Consider the following 22860-nt stretch of genomic DNA (forward strand, 5'->3'; position numbering starts at 1 on the left):
CGGGCGCGCGGTGCGGTCCCGCAGCGCTCACCGGGGAGGCATCCGCAGCGCACCGTCCATGCGGATGACCTCGCCGTTGAGGTAGTCGTGCTCGACGATGTCCACCGCCAGCTGGGCGTAGTCCTCGGGCGCGCCGAGCCGCTTGGGGAACGGGACGCTCTCGGCGAGCCCGGCGCGGAACTCCTCGCTGATGGTCGCCAGCATCGGGGTGTCCACGATGCCGGGTGCGATGGTCATCACCCGGATCCCGGAGGAGGCGAGGTCGCGCGCGGCGGGCAGCGTCAGGCTCGCCACCCCGCCCTTGGACGCCGCGTACGCCGCCTGCCCGATCTGGCCCTCGAACGCGGCCACGGACGCGGTGTTGACCACGACCCCGCGCTGGCCGTGCTGGTCGGGCTCGGTCCGGCCGATCGCCGCGGCGGCCAGCCGCAGCACGTTGAACGTTCCGATCAGGTTGACCTCGACGACCTTGCGGAACAGGTCGAAGTCGTGCGGCCCGCCGCGTCCGACGACGCGCGCGGACGGGCCGATGCCCGCGCAGTTCACCACGATCCGCAGCGGGTTGACCGCGCCGGCCGCCTGGTCGACGACGGTCTGCACCTGGTCGGCGTCGGTGACGTCGGCTCCCGCGTAGGTGACCCCGTCGACGACCGGTGCCTTGGTCACCACGTCCGGCAGGTCCACGGCGAACACGTGCGCGCCGCGGGAGGCGAGCGCCCTCGCGGTGGCCGCGCCGAGGCCGGAAGCCCCGCCCGTGACGATCGCCGTGGTGTCGGTGATCAGCATCTGGTCGTCTCCTCGCGTTCGGTGCTGGTGCCTACCCCGGCATATCTAGCACCCGGCAGGGCGAATGCCCAGCCTCTGACGCGATCACGACCGGTCAGCGGCGGCGCGGGCGCTTCCGCGCTCGCCGCACGAGCAGGGTGGTGGCGGGCGGGTTCTCAGCGCTGCCTGCGGGACTGCGACTCCACGAGCGACAGCAGACCCACCAGGGGGAGGGCGGCGAGCAGCGAGAGGACGACGAACAAGGCGGCGATCCCGATGAGCTCCATGTTCCGAGGGTGGTTGCCGGGTCCCCGAACGCGCGTCCGCCACAGGGGGCGAATCGTTCTCCCGCTCGGGTGACGTGCCGGTCACCCTCAGTTCCCTGATCGGTGCAGCTCACAGCGGCAGCGCCGGGCAGATCGCGTCGATCTCCGCGAGGTCGTCCGGGCTCGGGCGCCACTGCCCGGCGGCGGCGTTCATCCGGACCTGGTCCGGCGTGGTCGCCCCGCCGATCACGGTGCCCACGACCTCCTGCGCGGCCAGCCAGCCGACCGCGACCGCGGTCATCGGCAGTCCGCGCTCGTCGGCGAACGCGCGCAGCCGCTCGATGCGCTCCCACGGCGCGTCCACGAGCATCCGGTCCCGACCGGCCAGCCGGGACCCGGCAGGCGGCTCCTGGCCCTGCCGGTACTTGCCGGTGAGCAGTCCGTTGGCCAGCGGGAAGTAGGGGATCAGCCCGATCCCGAACCGCTTGCACGCCGGGATCACCTCGCGCTCGGCCTCGCGGGCCAGCAGCGAGTAGTGGTTCTGCGCGGACACCGTGCTCGTCAGCCCGGACGAGGAGGCGGTCCAGGCCGCGTCGGCGATCTGCCAGCCCGCCAGGTTGCAGTGCCCGACGTAGCGGATCTTGCCCTCCCGCACCAGGTCGTCGAGCACCGACAGGGTCTCCTCGATCGGCGTCAGCGGGTCCGGTCGGTGCAGCTGGTACAGGTCGATCCAGTCGGTTCCGAGCCTGCGCAGCGACGACTCCACGGCCCGGCGCACGTACCGGCGCGACCCGCGCGCGGTGAAGTCGGGCCCGTTGCCGCCCTGCATGTCCATGCCGAACTTGGTCGCGATGATCGCGTGCTCGCGACGTCCGGCCAACGCCTGCCCGAGCAGTTCCTCGCTGCGGCCGCGCGGCGCACCGTAGACGTCGGCCACGTCGAAGAAGGTGATGCCCGAGTCGAGCGCGGTGCCCACCACCTCCCGCGCACCGTCCAGGGATTCCGTTGCGGTGCCCGGTCTTCCGAGGTTGTTGCAGCCGAGGCCGACCGCGCTGACCACGAGACCCGACTCGCCGAGACGTCGCTGTTCCACGATTTCCGAGCCTAAACGCCAGTTCACGGGCACGTCATCCGAGGAGTACGGCCGGTGAACACTTCTCGAAAGTGCTTCCCCCGAGACGGTGATGTGCCACGATTCGGCGAGGTCAGGGGGAAATTCGGAGGTGTGGGACGGTGTTCGCCCGTCGGATCGTGGTCGTCGGTACCGGTTATGTGGGCCTGACCACCGGCGCGTGCCTGGCCTCGCTGGGACACCGCGTCGTGTGCAGCGACCTGGACGCCGCCAAGGTCGCGCGGCTGTCCGAGGCGGACGTGCGGATCCGCGAACCCGGCCTGCCGGAACTGGTGCGGGAGGGCCTCGCCGCCGGACGCCTGGAGTTCGTGGTGGGTTCGGCGTCGGCGGTGCGCGAGGCCGAGGTGGTCTTCCTGTGCGTGCCGACGCCGATGGGCGCGGACGGCAGCGCGGACCTGGCCGCGGTCGAGGCGGTGACCCGCGAGGTGCGGGACCTGCTGCCGCACGGGTGCGTGCTGGTCACGAAGTCGACGGTGCCGGTCGGCACGGCCGCCCGGCTGCGCGAGCTGGTGGACCGCCCGGACATCGCGGTCGTCAGCAATCCCGAGTTCCTGCGCGAGGGTTCGGCGGTGCACGACTTCCTGAACCCGGACCGCATCGTGGTCGGCTCCGACACCCAGGACGCCGCCGAGCGGGTCGCCGCGCTGTACGCGCGGCTCGGCGCACCGACGGTGCTCACCGACGCCGCCAGCGCGGAGATGGTGAAGTACGCGGCGAACTGCTTCCTGGCCACGAAGCTGTCGTACGTCAACGCGATCGCGGAGCTGTGCGAGCGGTTGGGCGCCGACATCGCCGACGTCACCGAGGGGATGGGCTTCGACCGCCGCATCGGGCAGTCGTTCCTGCAACCCGGGCCGGGCTGGGGCGGTTCCTGCCTGCCGAAGGACACCGCGGCGCTGCTGCAGGCGGCGGAGTCGGTGGACTTCGACTTCCCGCTGCTGCGCGCCACGATCACGTCCAACGAGCGCCAGCGCGAGCGGATGGTCGACAAGGTCGTCGAGGTCTGCGGCGGCTCGCTGGCCGGTTCCCGGGTGGGCCTGCTCGGCCTGACGTTCAAGGCGGGCACCGACGACCTGCGCGACTCGCCCGCCCTGCGGGTCGCCCGCCTGCTGGCCGCGCGGGGAGCCGAGCTGGTCGCCTTCGACCCGGGCCTGCGCGGCGACGAACGCGACCTGCCGGAGCAGGTGGTGCTGGTCGACGACGCGTACCAGGCGGCGAAGGGCGCGGCGGCCCTGGTGCTGCTGACCGAGTGGCCGGAGTTCCGCACCCTCGACTGGTCGCGGCTGGCCGAACTCCTCGACGGCCCGGTGGTCGTCGACACCCGGAACCACCTGGACCCCGACGTCCTCCGCCGGGCGGGGCTCACCTGGCGCGGCGTCGGCCGCCCGACCGGATGAGGGAACTCGTTCCGGGTGGCGGCGCTCCTTCGCCAGCCAGGTTCGGGTATCGCTCGACGGGGTGATCGAGACCTAAGGTGTCGAGGTGTTCACGACTCGTCCGGAACTCGCAGGCACTCACGGGATGGTCGCCTCCACGCACTGGCTCGCCTCCGCCGCGGGCATGGCGGTGCTGGAGGACGGCGGGAACGCGTTCGACGCCGCGGTCGCGGCCGGATTCGTGCTGCAAGTCGTCGAACCGCACCTCAACGGGCCCGGCGGGGAGGTCCCGGCGCTGTTCGCGACCGCCGAGGACCCCCGCCCGCGCGCCCTGTGCGGGCAGGGCCCGGCTCCGGCCGGAGCGACCATCCGGCACTACCGCGATGATCTCGGCCTCGACCTCGTCCCCGGCACCGGATTCCTCGCCACCACGGTCCCGGGCGCGTGGGACGGTTGGCTCCTGCTGCTGCGCGACCACGGCACCAAGTCGCTGCGCGACGTCCTCGGGTACGCGATCGGCTACGCGCGCAGCGGTTTCCCGGCCGTCGAGCGCATCACCAGCACCATCGACACGGTCCGCGACCTGTTCACCGAGCACTGGCCGACCTCCGCCGACCTGTGGCTGACCGGCGGCGCCGCGCCGCGCCCCGGCGAGCTGATCCGCAACCCGGCGCTCGCCGACACCTGGGAACGCCTGCTCACCGAAGCAGAGTCCGCCGGTGCCGGCCGGGAGGCGCAGCTCGACGCCGCGCGCCGCGCCTGGTCCCGGGGTTTCGTCGCGGAGGCCGTGGACAAGTTCGTGCGCACCCCGCACCGGGACAACTCCGGGCGCGACCACGCCGGCGTGCTCACCGCGCAGGACATGGCCGACTTCGAGGCGGGCTACGAGGACGCGCTCGCGGTCGACCTGCCGGGCGGCTGGACGCTGGCGAAGTTCGGGATCTGGACGCAGGGACCGGTGCTCGCGCAGCAACTGCGCATCCTGGAGGGGCTCACCGACCGCGTCCGCTACGTCGACGGGATCGCCGACGCGGACACCGTGCACGTCGCGGTGGAGGCGGCCAAGCTCGCGTTCGCCGACCGCGAGGCGTTCTACGGCGACGCGGCCGATCCGCGGGTGCTGGCCGACCTGCTGTCCCGCGACTACGCGGCGCAGCGCCGCGACCTGGTCGGGCAGCAGGCGTCGTGGCAGCTGCGGCCGGGATCGCCGGGCGGGCGCACCGCCCACCTGCCCGCCCACGTCGCCGAAGGTCGCGGCGCGTCGGGACAGGTCGAGGGTGCCGGGGTCGGCGAACCCACGGTGGCGCCGACCGGCGAGAGCCGGGGCGACACGGTGCACGTGGACGTCGTGGACCGCTGGGGGAACATGGTCTCGGCGACGCCGTCGGGCGGCTGGCTCCAGTCGTCGCCGACGATCCCGGAACTCGGGTTCTGCCTGGGCAGCAGGGCGCAGATGTTCTGGCTGGACGGGGGATTGCCCAACTCGCTGGCCCCGGGCAAGCGCCCGCGCATCACGCTGAGCCCGTCGCTGGCGCTGCGCGGCGGCGAACCGGTGCTGGCGTTCGGGACGCCGGGCGGCGACCAGCAGGACCAGTGGCAGCTGTGCTTCTGGCTCGCCCACGTCCACGGTGGACTCAACCTGCAGGAGGCCATCGACTCGCCCGCGTGGCACACGGGCGCGTTCCCGAGCTCCTTCTACCCGCGCACCTGGGAACCCGGCCGCCTGGTCGCCGAATCCCGCCTCGGTGCGGAGCGCCTGGCCGAGCTGCGGCGGCGCGGCCACGACGTGCTCGACGCGGGACCGTGGTCGCTGGGCCGCCTCTCGGCGGTCTCCCGGGACCCGGAGACCGGCGTGCTGCGCGCGGCCGCCAACGCCCGCGGAGCCCAGGGCTACGCCGCGGGCCGCTGAGAGCCCGTCCTCGAACACGTCGTGCGCGGCGGAATCCCGCTGCGCACGACGATTTCGACAGACGGGCGCCCAGCGGTCAGGCCGCCGCGAGGCGGGCGCCGAGGACGGCGGCGAATCCGGCGGCCAGACCGCCGGAGGTGCCGCCGCCCGGCAGGTCGGTGAGCCTGGTTCCGCTGTGGCGGCGCAGCAGGTCGGCCCAGATCTGCATGCCCGCGGCGAGCTGTTCGACGTGCTCGGAGCCGCTGGTGCGGGCCGTGCCGCGCGGGCCGCACAGCACGGCCTCCGGGTCGACCTCCACCACGAGGTCCACTTCGGACAGACGCGGGTCGAGGTGTCCGTCGTCCAACCGCCGAGCCCGGCCGAGGTCGGCGGTGTCCTCCAGGAGCGCGCCCGAGGCGTCCTGCACGCGCAGGCCGAGCGCGCGCAGCGCGCCCAGTCCGCCGTCGCAGGCCGTCGACTCGTCGGCACCCACGACGACCCGCTCGACGTCGCGGTTCAACGCGGCGGTGATCAGCTCACCGACCCCGCGGCTCGTGGCGTGCGCCGGGTCGGGCGCGTCGCCGTCGCCGTTCAGCGCAGCGGTTTCGACGAACGCGGTCGTCCCGGCGATCCCGATCTCGGCGCGCACCGGGCGTCCGTGCGGTCCGGTGACCTCGACCGGGATCAGGTCGGTGCGAGCGGTCGCGGTGCTCGACATCGGGTCCTCCGTTGGGGTCGGCGTCGGCTGGTCGGCTCCAGCGGGTCTTCTGGTGCCTCGTGGCTCCCACGTTCCCGGGCGCCGCTGAGGCGGATGTGAACCCTCCATTAAAGAGGTTTCATCCGTTTTGCACACTCCCTCGATCGAGGGTTCTCCACAGCTTGTGGACAACTCTGTCCACAAGTGGATGAGCTGGGAAAACGGCGTGCGCCGGGCGGAGTTGTGCACAGCTGTGGATAAAGTTGTCCACAGTTGTGCACAGGTGCTCAGCGGCGCAGCGCGACCAGCACGAGCCCCGCTCCGACGAGCGCGACGCCGCACCACGCCTGCGGCCCCAGCCGTTCACCGACGACGAGGACGCTGAGCAGCGCCGCCACCACCGGTTCCAGCAGGCTCAACGTCGTCGCGACGCTGGCCGGGGTGCGCCGCAGACCCGTGCCGAACAGCACGTACGCCAAGCCCATCGGGACCACCGCGAGGTAACCGGCCACCACCAGCCCGGACGGCGACCCGAGCAGCGGACCGCCGGTGACCAGCAGCACCGGCAGCAGGCCGAGCGCCCCGGCTCCGAACACCGCCCCCATCACGGCGCGCGACCCGTGGCCGTCCCGCATCAGCCGACCGGCCACCCAGGAATAGCCGACGTAGGCGGCGCCGGCGAGCAGCCCGAGCAGCGCGCCGACCACCGCACCGTTCCCGCCGTCGACCGGTTTCTGGCCGGTGACCAGCAGGAATCCGCCGAGGATGGAGACCGCGGCGGCGACCGCCCACCGCCGGTCGAGCGGTACGCCGTCGAGCACCCGCTCGGCCAGCGCGGCGAACACGGGCGCGGAACCCAGCGTCACCACCGTCCCCACGGCGACCCCGGCCGCCGACATCGACGAGTAGAACGACAGCGGGTACACCACGACCGAGGCGGCACCGCAGGCGAACATCCCGACCGGAGCGGTGCGCAGCACCCGCCACGCCGACCGGCCGGCGAGCGCGAACAGCAGCAGCCCGCCCAGCCCCATGGTGGCGGCGCCGATCGACAGCGCCCCGGCAGCCCGGGGCGCGAACGTCGCGGCGGTCCCGGTGGTGCCCCACAACGCGGCGGCCAGCAGCACCGGCAGCGGCCCCGCGGCGAAGCCGCGCAACGACGAGGTTTTCTCCAGCACAGACAAGGTGAACTCTTCCGTCCGAGAACCAGTGGGAACCCTCGAACGGGCGCGAACCGCCTCAGCACGCCGCGGCGGCCGCACCCACCTCGCGAGAACGCGGGGGTGCCGCCGCCGAAAGCTGCGCGGAAGATCCGCCGCCCGTCAGGCGGACGGGGGCGGAAGGACGCGGTGCCAGTGCGAGTTCACGCGTTCAGCCTACTGCCCGCCTCCGGGCTCATCGTGCGTGACACCGCTCACCCGGTCGGAAGCGGGCCCGCACGTCACGCCCCGAGCCGGTAGCCCATGCCGCGGACGGTCGTGATCCGCTCAGCGCCGATCTTGCGGCGCAGCGCACGGACGTAGACGTCGACGACGTTCGAGCCCGGGTCGAAGTCGTAGCCCCACACGTGGGAGAGGATCTGCTCGCGGGACAGCACCTGCCCGGCGTGCCGCAGGAACAGCTCCAGCATGGCGAACTCCCGGGCCGTCAGGTCCACCGTCGCGTCGGGCACCTGCGCGCGCCGGGTGCGCAGGTCCAACGACAGGTCGCCGTCGCGCAGCACGGTGACCTCCGGGGCGCGGTCGGCGGAACGCAGCCGCAGCCGCACCCGGGCGAGCAGCTCCTCGAAGCGGAACGGCTTGGTCATGTAGTCGTCGGCGCCGCCCTCCAGGCCGGCGACCGTGTCGTGCACCGAGTCCCGCGCGGTCAGGATGATCACCGGGGTCGTCACGTGCTGCGCGCGCAACGCCCGCAGCACCGCGAAGCCGTCCTTGCCGGGCAGTCCGAGGTCGAGCACGACCAGGTCGAAGTCCCCGGTGAGCAGGAAGTCCAGCGCCGCGTCCCCGTCGCCGACGACCGTGGTGGTGAAGCCGTTGGCGCGCAGTCCCTTCTCGATGAACGCCGCGATCCGGGCCTCGTCCTCCACGATCAGGATCTTGCTCATGCCTGGGTCTCCTCCGATGGGTCGTGCGGCTCTCGGGACGCCAGCCGCCCGGGGCCGTGGCGCGCGGTGTCCCCGTGCGGGGCGGCGGTCGGGAGTTCCAGCCCGAAGGTGGCTCCCGCGCCCGGGCTGGACCGCACGAACACCCGCCCGTGGTGCGCGTCCGCGATGGCCTTGACGATCGCCAGGCCGAGCCCGGCACCGCCCTTGCCGTGCGTGCTGCCGTGCGCGAAGCGCTCGAAGATGTCGTCCACTTCGGACGGATCGATGCCGGGCCCCCGGTCGGTCACCCACAGCGACACGGTGCCGTCGCGCAGCGCCGACCCGATGCGGATCTCCGAGCCCGGTTCGGTGTGCTGCACGGCGTTCTGCGCCAACTGCACCATCGCCTGCGTGACGCGCTGCTCGTCGAGCACCACGTCACCCTCGCCGATGCCCTCCAGCAGCCACCGCCGGTCGGCCAGCGCCCGCGTCTTGGCCTCGATGTCGCTGGTCAGCTCGGCCAGCGAGACCGCGGCCGGGGAGACGAAGTCCGGCCGGTCGGCCTTGGCCAGCACCAGCAGGTCCTCGACGATCCGGGTCATCCGGTCCAGCTCGTCGGTGCACAGCCGCACCACCTCCTCGCGCTCGGCCGGGTCGTCCCCGAGCAGTTCGAGGTGCCCGCGCACGATCGTGATCGGCGTGCGCAGCTCGTGGCTGGCGTCGTCGACGAACCGGCGCTGGGTCCGGAAGGCGTCCTCCAGCCGGTCGAGCATCGCGTTGAACTGGTCGGCCAATGCCGCGATGTCGTCGCGGCCCTGGACCGGGATGCGGCGGGTCAGGTCGTGCTCGCTGATCTCGGCGGCGGCCTGCCGCACCGTGCGCACCGGCGCGAGGATCAGGCCCGCCACCACCCACGACGACACCGCCGCCAGCACCAGTCCGATGCCGCTGACCAGCACCAGCGTCCGGACCGTCTGGTCCGCCGCCTCCCGGGCGTCCTCGGTGAAGTGGGTGCTGATGAACCACGACTTCGCGTCGTGCGGCCCGTCGGCCTCCACCTTGCTCCAGAGCATCGGACCGGCGGCGGTCGCGATCGTGCCGGAGTGGTCGTGCGAGGCGACGATCCGCGAGATCAGCGCACGATCGCGCACGATCTTCCCGATGTCGTCGTCCTGCTCCTGGGACAGCGAGCGCAGCCCGGCGGGCGTCGACCACACCCCGATCAGCGCACCGTCCGAGGCCGGGTACTGCTGCGACAGGTACGCCCGGAACAGCTGCTCAGGGGCGTTGATCCGCTGCCCGGAGGCCGGGTCGCGACCGCGCTCGGCGAACGCCGCGAACTCCCGCGACTCCTGCTCCAGCGCGGTGTTCGCCTGGGAGGCGACGTCGTCGTGCAGGAACTGCCGCACGATCAGGATCACCGCCAGCAGCACCACGGTCAGCAGCAACAGCATCCAGCCCATGATCTGCACGCGGGCCGGGACGCGGGTGCCGGTGCGCCGCCGCCGCTCAGTCGTCATCGTCGTCATCGTCCGGCGTGGGCGGCGGCAGTTCGCCGGTGGACTTGGACACCGCGGCGGGCGGCGGCCCCGGCTTGCTGCCCACCTCCACCTTGTCCGGCACGTCCGGGGTCCGGGGGCCGTCGGTGACGGCGTAGCTGACCAGCACCGCGGCGATGGGCAGGGCGAGCGCGGCCAGCAGCAGCACCGTTTTCGGGACCGACTTCATGCCCTCCACTCTTAACCCCGGTCGCCGATCCGGGGCATGAATCCCCGATGAGAGGTTTTTCATCCCCGCATCGCGTTCGGTGCAGTCCCCACCGGCCGCGGTCGGCCGGGCGCTAGCCTGCTCACGGACTTCCCGCCGCGGGCCGCACGAGGGGCAGGCGATGAACGAACGGCTGATCGACTGGACCGGTGAACGCTGCGTGCCCTGGACCGATGACGTCCAGGTGATCTACGAGCACTACCACCGGTACGCCCTGGCCGCCCGCTTCGCGCGCGGCAAGCGGGTGCTCGACCTGGCCTCCGGCGAGGGGTACGGCGCCGCCCTGCTGGCCACCGAGGCCGCCGAGGTCGTCGGGGTGGACATCGACCCGGACGCCGTCGAGCACGCCAGCCGCAACTACCCGGACGTCGAGTTCCACGTCGGCTCGATCACCGACCCCGACCTGCTGGCCGACGCCAAGCCCTTCGACGTGATCGTCTGCTTCGAGGCCATCGAACACGTCGAGGACCACGACGCGGTGCTGCGGCTGGTCCGCTCCCGCCTCGCCCAGGGCGGGCTCGTGCTGGTCAGCACCCCGGACACCACCGTCTACACGCACGAGCACGGCAACGACAACCCGTACCACGTCAAGGAACTCAGCGCCCGGCAGTTCGAATCGCTGCTGGAGGGCTCGTTCCGGCACGTCGCGCTGCTGAAGCAGAACGTGGCCGTCGGCTCGCTCATGACGCCCGCCGACCCCGGGGACCCGGACACCGCCATCGAGGGCGTCCGGCTGGCCACCCTGCGCCGCGCCGGCGACAGCTGGGGTGTGAGCCCGGGCGTCCCGCACACCTACGTGCTCGGCTTCGCCTCCGACCGCCAGCTGCCGCAACTGCCCGCGGCGGCGCTGCTCGTCGACGCCGAGCTCACCCTCGCCCAGCGCGGCGGCGACGTCGCCCCGATCATCGAGCAGCGCGACTCCGCGGTCGCCGACGTCGCCCGTCTCAACGAGCTCTACCAGCGCGGACGGCGCGAGGCCGAGGAGCTCAAGGCCAGCATCGCGCGGCTGGAGGACCTGCGCAGGCAGCAGGAGGAACGCGCCGACGAAGGCGTCCGCGAACAGGCCCGGCTGCGCGCCGAACTGGACCGCCTCGGGGGCGAACTGCACGACGCGCAGCAGCGCGCGGAGCGCGACGCGGCGCGCATCGAGTGGCTGCGCGACACCGTCGCCCGCCTGGAGCGCCGCGTCGCCGACGCGGAGCAGCAGGCCGCCGAGCTCGCCGAGCGCAACGCGGAGCTGGCGGAGCAGAACTCCGCGCTGGTGCAACGGGCGGTGACCAAGTACCGCCGCGTCGTGGAGCGCGTCGCCCCGCGCGGCACCACCCGGCGCGACGTCTACGAGATCGCCCTCGGCCGACGGCCCGGCGCCCTCCCGCCGCGCACCGAGACCCCCGACACCAGTCCGCTCCCCGTGCCGCGCAGCGAGAAACCGCTGGTCAGCGTGATCATCCCGGTGCACGGCAAGTGGGCCTACACCAGGCAGTGCCTGCGCTTCCTCGGCGGCCACGTGGTGTCCGTGCCGTTCGAGGTGATCGTCGTCGACGACGCCTCACCCGACGACAGCGCCGCCAAGCTCGCCGCCTGCGAGGGGGTCCGGCTGGTCCGCGCCGAGCGCAACCTCGGTTTCGTCGGCGCCTGCAACCTCGGCGCCGAACACGCCCGCGGCGACTACCTGTTCTTCCTGAACAACGACGCCGAGGTCACCGAGTCCTGGCTGGACGTCCTGGTCGACACCGCGCGCTCGGACGAACGGATCGGCCTGGTGGGCGCCAAGCTGGTGTACCCGGACGGCCGCCTGCAGGAGTGCGGCGGCATCGTCTGGTCCGACGGCAGCGGGTGGAACTACGGCCGCGGCACCGACCCGAACGGCGCCGAGTTCAACGTGCTGCGCGACGTCGACTACTGCTCCGGCGCCGCGATCCTGGTCCGCACCGACGTGTTCCGGCAGGTCGGCGGGTTCGACCAGCGGTTCGCGCCGGCCTACTACGAGGACACCGACCTGGCGTTCGCCGTCCGCGCCGCCGGGTACCGCACCGTGGTGCAGCCGAACGCCGTCGTCGTGCACCACGAGGGCGTGTCGAACGGCACCGACCTCGGCACCGGCGTCAAGCGGCACCAGGATCTCAACCGCCGGGCCTTCGCGGAGAAGTGGGCCGAGACGCTGGCCGCCGAGCACCTGCCGGAGGCGTCACCGCGCAACCTGTGGCTCGCCCGGCACCGCGGCACTCGCGGCCACCACGGGCCGATCGTGCTGGTCAAGGACCACCAGGTGCCCCGGCCGGACTTCGACTCCGGTTCGGTGCGGATCCGCCGCGTGCTGCGGCAGTTCGTCGAACTCGGCTGCCGCGTGGTGTTCTTCCCCGGCAACCACGCCGCGTTGCAGCCCTACACCGCCGAACTGCAGCAGCTCGGCGTGACCGTGCTGCCCGCGCCGGAGCTCCAGCAGGCGTTCCTGCACGAGGCCGGTTCGGAGATCTCGCTGGCACTGCTGTCCCGCCCCCAGGTGGCGTGGAGCCTGCTGGAGGAGCTGCGCACCCGAGCCCCGCAGGCGACCGTCGTCTACGACACCGTCGACGTGCACTTCCTGCGCCTGGAACGGCAGGCCGAGCTCGCCGAGCAGCAGGGCGACGCGGCGGCGGACGGGTTGCGCCGCAAGGCGTTCGCCTCCCGCCAGCTGGAACTCGGCTTGGCGCGGGCCTGCGACATCACGCTCGTGGTGTCCGAGGCCGAGCAGCGGCTGCTGCGCGAACTGGTGCCCGAGGCCGACGTCCGGGTCCTGTCCAACGTGCACGAGGTGGACTGGAGCCCGGCTCGGTTGGAGGGCCGCCGGGACGTGCTGTTCGTCGGCAGCTTCGACCACCCGCCGAACGTCGACGCCGCGAGGTGGGCGGCCCGCGAGATCATGCCGCTGGTCCGCGAGCGGTGCCCGGACGCGGTCCTGCACGTCGTCGGCAGCAACCCCACCGACCAGGTCCGGGAGCTGGCCGGCCCGGGCGTCGAGGTGCACGGCTGGGTGCCCGACGTGGAGCCGATGTACGCGCGCAGCCGCGTCACCCTCGCCCCGCTGCGCTTCGGTGCCGGGGTCAAGGGCAAGGTCGGGGAGAGCCTCGCCATCGGCGTCCCGGTGGTCGGCACGTCCGTCGCCGTCGAGGGCATGCACCTCACCGACGGCCAGGAGGTCCTGGTCGCCGATGACGCACCGGGGCTGGCCGACGCGGTCGTGCAGCTGCTCACCGACGACGGCACCTGGCGCAAGCTCTCCGAGGCGGGCAAGGCGGGTGTCGCCGCCCAGTTCGGCCCCGACGTCTCCCGAGCCGCGCTCCGCGACCTGCTCGGCTGATCCGCGCGGTCGCTCCCGGCAGCCGCAGGCGGGTCACTTCCGGACGGTCGGGGGCATGTGGGCGAGCTGCTGGTCGAGCAGCGACTTGAAGGCGTCCCGCGCGACCTGCTTCTGCTCGCCCGGCCCACTGACGTCGATGATCACCGCCCAGGAGTGCACGACGTAGGCGGTCCGGAACGTGCCGCCCGCGGACACCACCTTCACGCCCTGGTACGACAGCGCGTCCTCGTCGGAAAGCCCTTGCTGCGCCTTGAGGTACTCCTGCGCCAGGTTGTAGGCGCCGTTGCCGTCCGGCATGTGCAGCGCGAGCATCGTGACCCGCGGCGTCGCCCCGTCCGTGCCGGTGAACCAGCCGTCGACCAGTCCGTTCTGGAGCGCGAAGTCCAGCACCGGACGCGGTTGCAGCAGTCCGGCCTTGGCGCCCTGCAGGCCGGGCACGTCGAGCGCGCCGTTCCAGGGGTGCGGCGGACCGGCCACCGGGACCAGCACCTCCTGCGAGTTCGCGGGCGGTTGCGGGTTCGCCGGGGGAGGAGTGGGCAGCGTGCGCGTCGGCGGCTGCGTCGCGGACGGGCGCTGGCCGGTGGAGGGCTGGGCCTGGGACGAGGTGGAGTCGCCGGACGAGGTGACGTAGAAGACCACCGCGACGGCCAGCACGACGACCAGGACAGCCCCGATCGAGAGTCCGGCGATCAGCTTGCCCTTGCCGGGTTTGCCCGCTGCTTCGAACACTTCCGGGCCCTGCCGCATCCAGTCCGGCCCGCCGGGATCGGTGGTGTGCGGCAGTTCGGCGTCGCCCCACGGCGTTCCGACGTTGCCCGCCACGTTCCACCCCTGCTGCGGCCCCCAGGGCTGCGGCGGAGGACCCCACGCCGGGGGCGGCGGCGGAACGTTGACGACCTGCGTGGACTCGGAATCCCCGCCCTGCTGCACCGGTTTGGGCACGACCTGCGTCGCGTCCTCCGAGCCGCCCTGCTGCTGCCCGGCCTGCGCGGCGTCGCCCCAGCTGAACGCGGGTGGGAACGGGTTCGGCTGTTGTTGCGGCTGCGCGGCCTCGGGCGCGCTCTGCTGCGGGAAACCACCGGAGGACGGTCCCTGCTGCGGGAAACCACCGGAAGACGGTCCCTGCTGCGGAAAGCCACCGGAAGACGGTCCCTGCTGCGGGAAACCACCGGAAGACGGTCCCTGCTGCGGAAAGCCACCGGAAGACGGTCCCTGCTGCGGGAAACCGCCGGAGGACGGGCCGTTCTGCGACCGGCCGAGCACGGCGTCTCGCCGCTGGCGGTACTCCTCGGCGGAGATGCGCCCCGCCGCGAGCTCGGCGTCGAGATGTTGCAGCTCGTCTTGCCAGGTCACCGGATTGCGCCCTTTCCCGGAAGGAATTTCCGCACCCACTGCGATCGTCAGCCATTCTGGCACCCCGCGCGGAGCAGCGGATGCGGCGGCCGGGTAACGATCGGAGCGTGCGGCAACGGGCCCACGACCCGGATGCGCCGAGATAGGCTACGCCGCGTTGTTCTCGTCGACGCGGCGGCGCGGCAGCGCCTCCTCGGGGGCGGGTGACGGGAGGGTGTGGTGCCGCCCCGACGGGCGGCGGTCGGTCGACGGGTTGGTGGGGTGATCTGGGTGGCTGACGCGCGGGTCGTCCACTCCCACCCGGAGTGGTTCGCCAAGCCGCACCACGGTTTCGCCTGGATCCGGATGGTCGGAGCGCTCCTGGTCATCTACGGGCACAGCTCCCCGCTGGCGGGCACCGGCGAGCTGTTCTCCAGGGACTGGGCGCTGCGCCCGGACGAGGGCGTGCTCATGGGTTTCTTCGCCATGAGCGGTTTCCAGATCACCGAGAGCTGGGTCCGCGACCCGCATCCCGCGCGGTTCGCGGCCAAGCGCGTGCTCCGGTTGTGGCCGCCGATGCTCACGGTGTCGGTCGGCATGGCGCTGATCGTCGGTCCCCTGATCACGACGTTGCCGGCCGGCGAGTACTTCGCGGCGCACGGCACCTGGGGCTACATCGTCAACAACGCGGGCCTGCTGACGCTCAAGCACGAACTGCCGGGCGTGTTCACGCACAACCCGTGGCCGAACGCGGTCAACGGGTCACTGTGGACACTCCCGATGGAGCTGCTCGCCTACGGCGGCCTGTACGTGCTGCTGCTCCTGGGCGCGGCCAGGCAGCGGTCCCGCTGGCTCGTGGTGCTCGCCCTGGTCGGGCTGGTGATCTGGGACCGGTACCTGGACCAGATCCCGGGCGCCGAGTCGGCGGGGTCGTTCCTCAGCGTCCCCGTCGAGTCGCTGGTGGCGTTCCTGGTGGCGTTCGGCTTCGGCGTGGTGCTCAACCTGTACCGGATCCCGCTGTCGCCGCTGGCCGCGGCCGCCGGCCTGGCGGTGCTGTTCCTGATGCCGAACAGCGTTGCCGGGGCGTTCCTCATGCGGTTCGCGGTCAGCTACGCCGTGATCGTCGTCGGGCACTTCTGGCCCGCCCGGCTGACCGTGCCCGGGGTGTGGGTCAACGGCAGTTACGGCGTCTACGTCTGGGGTTTCCCGATCCAACAGCTCCTGGCGATGGCCGGGGTCCGCGACCAGTGGACGATGCTGGTCTGCGCGGCGCCGCTGGCCTACCTCGCCGGAACGCTGTCGTGGCGCTTCATCGAGGAACCCACCATGCGCCTGCGCCACTACGTCGCCCCGGCGCGCGACGAGCCCGACGAGCTCCCCGAACCCGAACCGGATCCTCCCGAACCCGACCCACCGCCGCCCGCTCGCGACGTCCCGCCGCCCGACGCCCCCACCGTCCGCGACCGCCCCGCCCCGAACGGCGTGCGCCCGGTGCGGCGGGCCGCGTCGCTGGAGGACTCCGCCCTGACCAAGCGGCTCTCCGGCGACCTCGGCGCACCCCCGCGCCCGGCACCCCCACCGCGCCGGACCGGCGGCAGGCACGCACGTCCCGAGGTCCCCGCACCGACGCCGGAGGAGGAGACCCGGCCGGTGCTGCGCAGACCGCTTCCCAGACGGCAGGAACCGCGTTGAGGCGGGCGTACCCTCGCGGGTATGGCTCTCTTCGGTGACAAGACCCGGAAGATCGACGCCGCCGAGGCGCTGCCCGGCCGGTCCACGCCGATGCCGGTGGAGGAGTGGCACGCGGTCTTCCCGGACCGCCGCATCGTGCCGCCCTTCCCGGAGGGCCTGGCGACGGCGGTGGTCGGCATGGGCTGCTTCTGGGGCGCGGAGCGCCTGTTCTGGCAGACCGAGGGCGTCTGGACGACGGCGGTCGGCTACGCGGGCGGCCACACGCCGAACCCCAGCTACGAGGAGGTCTGCACCGGACGCACCGGCCACGCCGAGGTGGTCCTGGTCGTCTTCGACCCGGCGGTGATCAGCTACTCCGAACTGCTGAAGGTCTTCTGGGAGAACCACGACCCCACCCAGGGCATGCGCCAGGGCAACGACATCGGCACGCAGTACCGCTCGGCCATCTATTACACCGACGACCGCCAGCGCGCCGAGGCCGAGGCATCCCGCGACGCCTACCAGGCAGCCCTCGACACCACCGGCCACGGCCGGATCACCACGGAAATCGCCCCGCTCGCGCACTTCTACTACGCCGAGACCCACCACCAGCAGTACCTCTCCGAGTCCAAGAACCCGCACGGCTACTGCGGCATCGCGGGCACCGGAGTCGCGTGCCCGGTCGGGTTGGGGATCGAGACCGAAGGCTGACGGCTAACCCGCGGTGTCGAAGTGCACGACGTCCACGAGCGTCGACGGGCTGATGCCGGGGTAGTGGAACGACAGCGCGTCGAGCAGCGCGGACCGGTCGGCGAAGCCGTCCAGGTGGGCGTCCTCGTCGGTCAGTTCGCGCACCCGCTTCGACGTCACCTCGGTGGCGGTGGCGTCGAGGGTGGTGGGGTCGGCGTCGGCGTGCTCGAAGACCAGGCGCAGCGGGCCGGGCGAGACGGGGTCGTGCACCCGGATGGTGGTGCGCTTGGCGCCGCTGCGGACCGCGTCGAGGTAGGCGTCGTGCATGTGGAGGGCGGGCGCAGGCGCGTCCGGCTCGTAGGCCCGCCAGTCGTACGGGAACGGCAGGAGTTCGGCGATCCCAACGGATTCCAGGCCGTTCTTCCCGCGCACCACGACCCGCGTGTCGGCGTGGTAGTCGAAGAGGACCTGGCGGCACCGGCCGCACGGCGGGATCACGCCCCCGGTTCGTTCGAGAACGGCCACGATCGTCGTCAACCGCACCGGAACGCGCTTGCGCGCGGCCTGTCCGAGGAGCACGAGCTCGGCGCACGGCCCTCCGGTGAAGTGGTAGGCGTTGATCCCGGTGACGATCTCGCCGTCCGCGTCGTACGCCGCCGCGACCACCGAGTGGTCGTCGTCATCCCCGAGCTCCGCCGCGAGTTCCGTCGCGTGCTGCACCAGCTCCCAGTCGCGTTCGCTCAACACGAGCGAGCACGGTAGGTCAACGACGGCGGCGAAGCACCGGAATTTCGCCGCGCACATGCGACGGGGTGGGTGCCTGAGCACCCACCCCGTCATTCTCGGCGAGGACTTCCATGCGAAGTCCAAGCTTCTTCGCGCGTGCGTCAGCCGCACTGCACCTGGGAGCAGAGAATGGAAATGATCGTCTTCGCCTGCGGTGCCTGCTCGTGGTCTGCGACCACGCGCATGTCCAGGTCGAATTCGTCGGCCGCGGTCTCGTGCTGCCCGTCGATCATCATGTCCAGCGGCATTGGAGACTCCCACCTGTCTCGTGCTCCTGGCCTTCAGAAGCCGCTGTCCAGCATCGGCCAACACCGGGGCGGATGCGCGCCGGTCGGAGGCTCTTTCACCACAAGCGGGCACTGTTGAACGCCACCGAGGTACCCCCGTCGGCACGGGTGCCGGACCTCGGCTGCGAGCACCTGGATTCCCCGTTCGCGAGGTCCGGACACCATCTCCGGTGGCAGGATCCGCCGGGTCGCGGCGACTGGCGATCGCGGCAGGGCCGGATGTTCGGCAAGACCGGGACGCACCTGGTCAGGTCTGTCGCCGTCCGCGCGGCGAGAACCGCGAGCCGATCCCCGCGCACGAAGGGAGGCGCCCCATCTCCCCCGACCGGAGGTGGGACGCCCCGTGGCGGCCTTGCCGCCACGTCCCATGGTAGGTCGGATCAACCCGCCTGACCAGCGCAAACAGTCGATCTGGCGGCGTCAGACGGCGCGGCCGAGGAACGCCATGAGCGCCGTCGTGGGGTCGGCGTCGGCGGGGGCGGGGCGTTCCGGACCGAAGGTGCGGGGGCCGCGAAGCCGGTCGGGTGGCATCCGGCGCAGGAACCCGTCGATCCACGACACCGCGTCGTCGGGCAGGTGCACCGACCTGCCGATGGCCCTGCCCAGGTCCCAGGCGTGCACGTACAGGTCCACCGCCGGGAAGGTCAGCGAGAACGACACGGGCTGCGCGCCCAGCGGTGTCTCCCGCACCGCGTCGAGGTCGGCTCCCTCCAGCGCGCCGCGCACCCCGGACGCCGCGTCCTCCCACGCGCTCAGCGGGTCGGCGCTCTCCGTCGCCTCGGAAGGCGGGTTCAGCTGCCCGCCGCGCAGCACGTCGACGGCCATGTGCATCACGTCGACGACGTGGCCGGTCAGCTGCCGCGCGTTCCACGCCGCGCACGGCGTGGCGGCGTCCCACTGGTCCGGCCCCACCAGCCGCACCACGTCGCCGAAGAGGTCCAGACCCCGGTCCAGTTCCCGCTTGACGTCCATGGCGCGACGGTAGCCGCGGGACCGCCGGAACACCTCCCCGGAGACGGGACCGGGCGGTCCGCCGTCGGGGGTCGACGGGCCGCCCGGTCCTCCCGCTCGTCAGCCGAAATCGACGTCCGAGCAGGCGTAGAAGGCGTTGCCGGTGTCCGCGATGTCCCACACGCCCAGGACCAGGTGGCGGCCGGACTTGCCCGCGGGCAGCTTGCCGCTGGTCGTGTAGGTCGACGGCGGCTGCTTGCCACCCAGGTCGTCCTGCAGGAACGGCGCGGGTTCGAGCTGGTCGCGGGTCAGCGGCTTGGACGGGTCGTAGCCGTCCTTGGTCACGAAGTAGCGGAACGACGTGGTGCTGTGCGCGGCGGTGATCTTCCAGGTGAACTGGAAGTCCTGGCCGGCCTGGACCTTCGTCGCGGGCCACTGCTTCGACGGGTCGTCGAGCGCCTGGAACGGTTCGTGACCCGCCGAGCAGATGTGCCCGTCGGCCGGACCGGCCTGCGGGAAGCCCTTCGGGCCTTCGACGCTCTGCGGCTCGTACTGGATCGCACCGCAGTCCTTGACGGCTCCGGTCGCGCAGGCGTCCTGCCTGCTGGGCGGGCTCTGCACCCACCCGTGGCCCTGGGCGACGCCGGAGGCCAGCATCGGAACGGCGAGGGGGACGAGGCCGAACACGGCGATGCCGAGTCCGCGTTTCGTTCGTCGGGAGAACATCGGCGCTCCTTTCGTTTTCGCCGGAGCCAGCAAGCTACGCGCGGAAAACCGCTGGGAAACAGCTCCGTTCCGGCCAACGCCGGTGGTAAAAAGTGCGGCGCATTGGTCCAGACCTCGGTGCCGTTCGGGGCAGCGGTTGCGCCTGGTGGGTGTGAACGCCGCGGGCGGAGCGGGGCAGCGCGTGAAAAAGCCCGGTCCGCTTTCGCGAACCAGGCTTCTCGGAGCGGATGACGGGATTCGAACCCGCGACCCTCACCTTGGCAAGGTGATGCGCTACCAGCTGCGCTACATCCGCATGTTCAGTGCTCTGGCCGGAGGGGTTTCCCCGTCGAGCTGTTGAGAACACTCTAACCCATGCCCGGGGGCGCCTCCGCAAGGGGGGTCTACCCCGACGGGGAGGCGACCGCGCGGGTCGGCCGCAGCAGCAGCGCCACCCGGTGCTCCTCGCGCATGGCCCGGCGGTACGCGTCCCAGTCCTCGTGCTCGCCGGAGATGCGGCGGTAGTAGTCCTCCAGCAGCGGCATGGCGTCCGGCAGCTCCACGACGTCCACGTCGGCCGCCACCTGGATCCACCGCCCGAAGAACTGGTCCGGCAGCACGCACAGCCAGGCGCGCGGGTCCCGGCGCAGGTTGCCGACCTTGGCCGAGCCGGCGGTCGTGCTGACCACCGCGTGGCCCGCGCCGTCGCCGGTGACGAGCACCGGCGTCAGCTGCGGGGTGCCGTCCCGGCGCAGCGTGCTGAGCACGGCGCGGTGGTTCCGCTCGACGTACTCAAGCGCTTCCTCGATCTCCACAGCACGACCTCCCGTGACGCACCGCCACCACCAGGACACCCAAGGTATCGATTTCCGGTCCCCGGGCGATATGCCCGGTGTCCGCCGAGTCGGGGGGAGAACGATGGGCAACGACGAGAGCACCACGGACGGCGCACTGCTCGCGCGGTTGCGGGCCGGTGACGACGGCGCCTACGAGGTCCTGTACCGGCGGCACGCGCCCGCGGTGCGCCGGTTCGCGGCGGGGATGCCGCGGCAGGGCATCGATGCCGACGACGTGGTGGCGGAGGTCTTCCTGCGCGTCCTGCGTGCTGTCCGTGCTGGTCACGGCCCCAAGGACACGGTCCGCACCTACCTGTTGACGGTGGTGCGGAGGGTCGTCGCGGAATGGTGCGCAGCCCGGCGCGACGAGCCGATGAACACCGACGAACTGGGGGAGCGCGTGCCGGGCCAGCGGGACCACCAGGCCGCGCTGGCCGAGAGCGAACTGCTCGCCCGCGCCTTCCACCTGCTGCCCGCGCGCTGGCGCGAGGTGCTGTGGCGGACGGAGGTGGAGGGCCACCGCCCGTCGACGATCGCCGGGCAGCTCGGCCTCACCCCGAACGCGACCGCGGTCCTGGCGCACCGCGCCCGCCGCGGGCTGCGCCAGGCGTACCTGCGGGCGTCGACGGGCGCGCCGGCGGCGGGACGCCACTGCCTGCGCCGAGTGTGACCACCCGACGAGGGGTTGGCCGCCGCGGATCCGTGATCGACAATGAACACCCGTCGGGGCCCGGTTTCACCCGCTGGGCCCATGACGTGCGCGGTACGGTGGCCTCACGCTCGGTGATCACCGGGCGCTGAGAGATTCCGAAGCGACCAGCCCGGGTGGGCGGGGAGGCGACGATGAACCGGGGAGTGCGGGGCTCCGACGGCCGTGACTGGAGCATCAGGGCGACCTTGGAGTGGTCCAACCCGATCGCGGCGGACGAGTTCGAGCACGACGTCAACGGTGGTGCAGCGCCCGCGATCCTGATGGGCGGTGTCCTGCTGCTGCTCCTCGTGGTGTTCGTGGTGTGGACGCCGGACTCCGTGATCGTGCCGTCCTGGCTGATCCTGCTGCTGGTGGCGGCGGTGCTGTTCTTCCCGGTCCGCTGGGTCCTGCGGCGGCCGTGGACCATCACCGCGTCGACGCCCGGCGACCAGGACGAGAACCCGCCGGAGACCTGGGTCGGCGTGGTGCGCGGCGTCGTCAACGTGCGCCAGGAGATCGCGCAGGTGGCGCGGCACATCGAGCTCTACGCCGAGCCCGACATGAACGGCGAGCTGCAACCCGTCGAGTAGCCGCCGACCGCTGGCACACTGGAGCGGTGCCGGAACTTCCCGAGGTCGAGGCGCTGGCCGAACACCTCCGCCGGAACGCGGTGGGGCGGACGGTGGTGCGCGTCGACGTCGCGTCGATGAGCGTGCTCAAGACGGCCGCTCCGCCGTGGACCGAGCTGCACGGCCGTGCCGTGACCGGTGCGCGCCGCTGGGGCAAGTACCTGGACCTGGACTGCGACGGCCTGCACCTGGTGTGCCACCTGGCCCGTGCCGGGTGGCTGCGCTGGTCCGACGAGCTCTCGCCCGCTCCGCCGAAACCGGGCCGCGGGCCGATCGCGCTGCGCGTGCACCTCGGCGGTCCGGGCTTCGACCTCACCGAGGCGGGCACGCAGAAGAAGCTGGCGGTCTGGGTGGTCTCCGAACCGACCGAGGTGCCGGGCATCGCCAAGCTCGGCCCGGACGCCCTGTCGCTGGACGCCGCGGAGCTGGCCGGGATCCTCGCCGGGCGCACCGAGCGGTTGAAGACGCTGCTCACCGACCAGTCGGCGATCGCCGGGATCGGCAACGCCTACTCCGACGAGATCCTGCACGCGGCGAAGCTCTCGCCCTTCGCCACCGCCGGTCGGCTCGACGCCGCGACGACCGGGCGCCTGCACGGCTGCATCCGGGAGGTCCTGCTGGACGCCGTGGAGCGCTCGGTGCACCAGGACGCCGCGCGGCTCAAGGCGGAGAAGCGCTCGGGACTGCGGGTGCACGGCCGCACCGGACTGCCGTGCCCGGTGTGCGGCGACGCGGTCCGCGAGGTGTCGTACGCGGACCGGTCCCTGCAGTACTGCCCCACCTGCCAGACCGGGGGCAAGGCGCTGGCGGACCGCAGGTTGTCGCGGTTGCTGAAGTAGTTGTCCACAGTCGGTGTGGACAACTCGCGGAGTTGTGCACAGGATCGCTGTGCTTGCGATAGCAACCGAAATTCCGCTGAATGGAAGATCGACCACCGCTCACCGACGGATCCGGGGCACTGAGCGTAG

21 protein-coding genes and 1 tRNA gene are annotated in these 22860 nt (G+C 72.4%); 8 read left to right on the top strand and 14 right to left on the bottom strand.

Annotation, left to right across the window (positions count from 1 at the left end; genetic code table 11):
- Window positions 1–27: 27 nt before the first annotated feature.
- Entirely contained in the window at window positions 28–786 is a 759-nt protein-coding gene (locus tag NV263_RS00300; RefSeq protein WP_263250333.1) for an SDR family NAD(P)-dependent oxidoreductase, read from the bottom strand.
- Window positions 787–1161: 375 nt separating this feature from the next.
- Window positions 1162–2124 (bottom strand): aldo/keto reductase, encoded by a 963-nt coding sequence (locus NV263_RS00305; protein ID WP_263250334.1) that lies wholly within the window; start codon window positions 2122–2124, stop codon window positions 1162–1164.
- 140 nt (window positions 2125–2264) lie between these two features.
- Between NV263_RS00305 and NV263_RS00310 the strand changes: the two genes are divergently transcribed.
- Both NV263_RS00310 and NV263_RS00315 read left to right on the top strand, forming a co-directional pair.
- Window positions 2265–3560, top strand: a complete 1296-nt coding sequence (locus tag NV263_RS00310; protein WP_263250335.1) for a UDP-glucose dehydrogenase family protein — start codon at window positions 2265–2267, stop codon at window positions 3558–3560.
- Between the two features lie 85 nt (window positions 3561–3645).
- Window positions 3646–5448: a gamma-glutamyltransferase family protein gene (locus NV263_RS00315; RefSeq protein ID WP_263250336.1), complete on the top strand. Its 1803-nt coding sequence runs from the start codon at window positions 3646–3648 to the stop codon at window positions 5446–5448.
- A 76-nt stretch (window positions 5449–5524) separates the two neighbouring features.
- On the opposite strand, the gene NV263_RS00320 is transcribed toward NV263_RS00315, so the two are convergent.
- The 5 genes from NV263_RS00320 to NV263_RS00340 all read right to left on the bottom strand — a co-directional run bounded on the left by NV263_RS00320 (window position 5525) and on the right by NV263_RS00340 (window position 9935).
- A complete protein-coding gene (locus NV263_RS00320) occupies window positions 5525–6145 on the bottom strand; it encodes a glycerate kinase (RefSeq protein WP_263250337.1) in 621 nt (206 codons plus the stop codon).
- Window positions 6146–6411: 266 nt separating this feature from the next.
- Window positions 6412–7302 (bottom strand): DMT family transporter, encoded by an 891-nt coding sequence (locus tag NV263_RS00325; RefSeq protein ID WP_263254450.1) that lies wholly within the window; start codon window positions 7300–7302, stop codon window positions 6412–6414.
- 263 nt (window positions 7303–7565) lie between these two features.
- Window positions 7566–8228, bottom strand: a complete 663-nt coding sequence (locus NV263_RS00330; RefSeq protein ID WP_263250338.1) for a response regulator transcription factor — start codon at window positions 8226–8228, stop codon at window positions 7566–7568.
- The gene (locus tag NV263_RS00335) at window positions 8225–9727 is read right to left on the bottom strand and encodes a sensor histidine kinase (protein WP_263250339.1); all 1503 of its coding nucleotides are present in this window, start codon (window positions 9725–9727) and stop codon (window positions 8225–8227) included. Before NV263_RS00335 ends, NV263_RS00330 begins: the two co-directional genes overlap by 4 nt.
- Window positions 9717–9935, bottom strand: coding sequence for a hypothetical protein (locus tag NV263_RS00340; protein ID WP_263250340.1), 219 nt, complete (start codon window positions 9933–9935; stop codon window positions 9717–9719). Before NV263_RS00340 ends, NV263_RS00335 begins: the two co-directional genes overlap by 11 nt.
- A 160-nt stretch (window positions 9936–10095) precedes the next feature.
- Between NV263_RS00340 and NV263_RS00345 the strand changes: the two genes are divergently transcribed.
- Window positions 10096–13314, top strand: a complete 3219-nt coding sequence (locus NV263_RS00345) for a glycosyltransferase (RefSeq protein ID WP_263250341.1) — start codon at window positions 10096–10098, stop codon at window positions 13312–13314.
- A 33-nt stretch (window positions 13315–13347) separates the two neighbouring features.
- Here the strand turns inward: NV263_RS00345 and NV263_RS00350 are convergent, their stop codons facing one another.
- Window positions 13348–14667, bottom strand: coding sequence for a DUF1707 domain-containing protein (locus tag NV263_RS00350; RefSeq protein ID WP_263250342.1), 1320 nt, complete (start codon window positions 14665–14667; stop codon window positions 13348–13350).
- A gap of 270 nt (window positions 14668–14937) precedes the next feature.
- On the opposite strand from NV263_RS00350, the gene NV263_RS00355 reads away from it, so the two are divergent.
- Together NV263_RS00355 and msrA are read left to right on the top strand one after the other, a co-directional pair.
- Complete coding sequence (locus NV263_RS00355; protein ID WP_263250343.1) at window positions 14938–16338, top strand: acyltransferase family protein; 1401 nt, start codon at window positions 14938–14940, stop codon at window positions 16336–16338.
- Between the two features lie 21 nt (window positions 16339–16359).
- Window positions 16360–17028: a peptide-methionine (S)-S-oxide reductase MsrA gene (gene msrA / locus NV263_RS00360; RefSeq protein ID WP_263250344.1), complete on the top strand. Its 669-nt coding sequence runs from the start codon at window positions 16360–16362 to the stop codon at window positions 17026–17028.
- A 3-nt stretch (window positions 17029–17031) separates the two neighbouring features.
- On the opposite strand, the gene NV263_RS00365 is transcribed toward msrA, so the two are convergent.
- The 6 genes from NV263_RS00365 to NV263_RS00390 form a co-directional block, all read right to left on the bottom strand.
- The gene (locus tag NV263_RS00365) at window positions 17032–17754 is read right to left on the bottom strand and encodes an ASCH domain-containing protein (protein ID WP_263250345.1); all 723 of its coding nucleotides are present in this window, start codon (window positions 17752–17754) and stop codon (window positions 17032–17034) included.
- A 140-nt stretch (window positions 17755–17894) separates the two neighbouring features.
- Window positions 17895–18041, bottom strand: a complete 147-nt coding sequence (locus NV263_RS00370; RefSeq protein ID WP_263250346.1) for a hypothetical protein — start codon at window positions 18039–18041, stop codon at window positions 17895–17897.
- 459 nt (window positions 18042–18500) lie between these two features.
- Window positions 18501–19052: a TIGR03086 family metal-binding protein gene (locus tag NV263_RS00375; RefSeq protein ID WP_263250347.1), complete on the bottom strand. Its 552-nt coding sequence runs from the start codon at window positions 19050–19052 to the stop codon at window positions 18501–18503.
- A gap of 99 nt (window positions 19053–19151) precedes the next feature.
- Entirely contained in the window at window positions 19152–19757 is a 606-nt protein-coding gene (locus NV263_RS00380; protein ID WP_263250348.1) for a lytic polysaccharide monooxygenase auxiliary activity family 9 protein, read from the bottom strand.
- Window positions 19758–19979: 222 nt separating this feature from the next.
- A tRNA-Gly gene (locus tag NV263_RS00385) sits at window positions 19980–20052 on the bottom strand.
- 88 nt (window positions 20053–20140) lie between these two features.
- Window positions 20141–20551, bottom strand: coding sequence for a PPOX class F420-dependent oxidoreductase (locus NV263_RS00390; protein WP_263250349.1), 411 nt, complete (start codon window positions 20549–20551; stop codon window positions 20141–20143).
- A 103-nt stretch (window positions 20552–20654) separates the two neighbouring features.
- Here NV263_RS00390 and NV263_RS00395 point away from each other — a divergent pair, with 103 nt between their 5' ends.
- From NV263_RS00395 to NV263_RS00405, 3 genes are all read left to right on the top strand, one after another.
- Window positions 20655–21242, top strand: a complete 588-nt coding sequence (locus tag NV263_RS00395) for an RNA polymerase sigma factor (RefSeq protein ID WP_263250350.1) — start codon at window positions 20655–20657, stop codon at window positions 21240–21242.
- Between the two features lie 173 nt (window positions 21243–21415).
- A complete protein-coding gene (locus NV263_RS00400; RefSeq protein ID WP_263250351.1) occupies window positions 21416–21853 on the top strand; it encodes a DUF983 domain-containing protein in 438 nt (145 codons plus the stop codon).
- A gap of 26 nt (window positions 21854–21879) precedes the next feature.
- Window positions 21880–22731 (top strand): Fpg/Nei family DNA glycosylase, encoded by an 852-nt coding sequence (locus NV263_RS00405; RefSeq protein ID WP_263250352.1) that lies wholly within the window; start codon window positions 21880–21882, stop codon window positions 22729–22731.
- Window positions 22732–22860 lie beyond the last annotated feature (129 nt).

This window comes from Saccharopolyspora rosea (genome assembly GCF_025643595.1).
Taxonomy (GTDB): Bacteria; Actinomycetota; Actinomycetes; order Mycobacteriales; family Pseudonocardiaceae; genus Saccharopolyspora; species Saccharopolyspora rosea.

What these genes read in the sequence shown, in the direction of transcription:
- NV263_RS00300 (WP_263250333.1), bottom strand. Translation starts at nt 786, where the DNA reads ATGCTGATCACCGACACCACGGCGATCGTCACGGGCGGGGCTTCCGGC.
- NV263_RS00320 (WP_263250337.1), bottom strand. Translation starts at nt 6,145, where the DNA reads ATGTCGAGCACCGCGACCGCTCGCACCGACCTGATCCCGGTCGAGGTC.
- NV263_RS00330 (WP_263250338.1), bottom strand. Translation starts at nt 8,228, where the DNA reads ATGAGCAAGATCCTGATCGTGGAGGACGAGGCCCGGATCGCGGCGTTC.
- NV263_RS00335 (WP_263250339.1), bottom strand. Translation starts at nt 9,727, where the DNA reads ATGACGACTGAGCGGCGGCGGCGCACCGGCACCCGCGTCCCGGCCCGC.
- NV263_RS00340 (WP_263250340.1), bottom strand. Translation starts at nt 9,935, where the DNA reads ATGAAGTCGGTCCCGAAAACGGTGCTGCTGCTGGCCGCGCTCGCCCTG.
- NV263_RS00345 (WP_263250341.1), top strand. Translation starts at nt 10,096, where the DNA reads ATGAACGAACGGCTGATCGACTGGACCGGTGAACGCTGCGTGCCCTGG.
- msrA (WP_263250344.1), top strand. Translation starts at nt 16,360, where the DNA reads ATGGCTCTCTTCGGTGACAAGACCCGGAAGATCGACGCCGCCGAGGCG.
- NV263_RS00370 (WP_263250346.1), bottom strand. Translation starts at nt 18,041, where the DNA reads ATGCCGCTGGACATGATGATCGACGGGCAGCACGAGACCGCGGCCGAC.
- NV263_RS00375 (WP_263250347.1), bottom strand. Translation starts at nt 19,052, where the DNA reads ATGGACGTCAAGCGGGAACTGGACCGGGGTCTGGACCTCTTCGGCGAC.
- NV263_RS00380 (WP_263250348.1), bottom strand. Translation starts at nt 19,757, where the DNA reads ATGTTCTCCCGACGAACGAAACGCGGACTCGGCATCGCCGTGTTCGGC.
- NV263_RS00395 (WP_263250350.1), top strand. Translation starts at nt 20,655, where the DNA reads ATGGGCAACGACGAGAGCACCACGGACGGCGCACTGCTCGCGCGGTTG.
- NV263_RS00400 (WP_263250351.1), top strand. Translation starts at nt 21,416, where the DNA reads ATGAACCGGGGAGTGCGGGGCTCCGACGGCCGTGACTGGAGCATCAGG.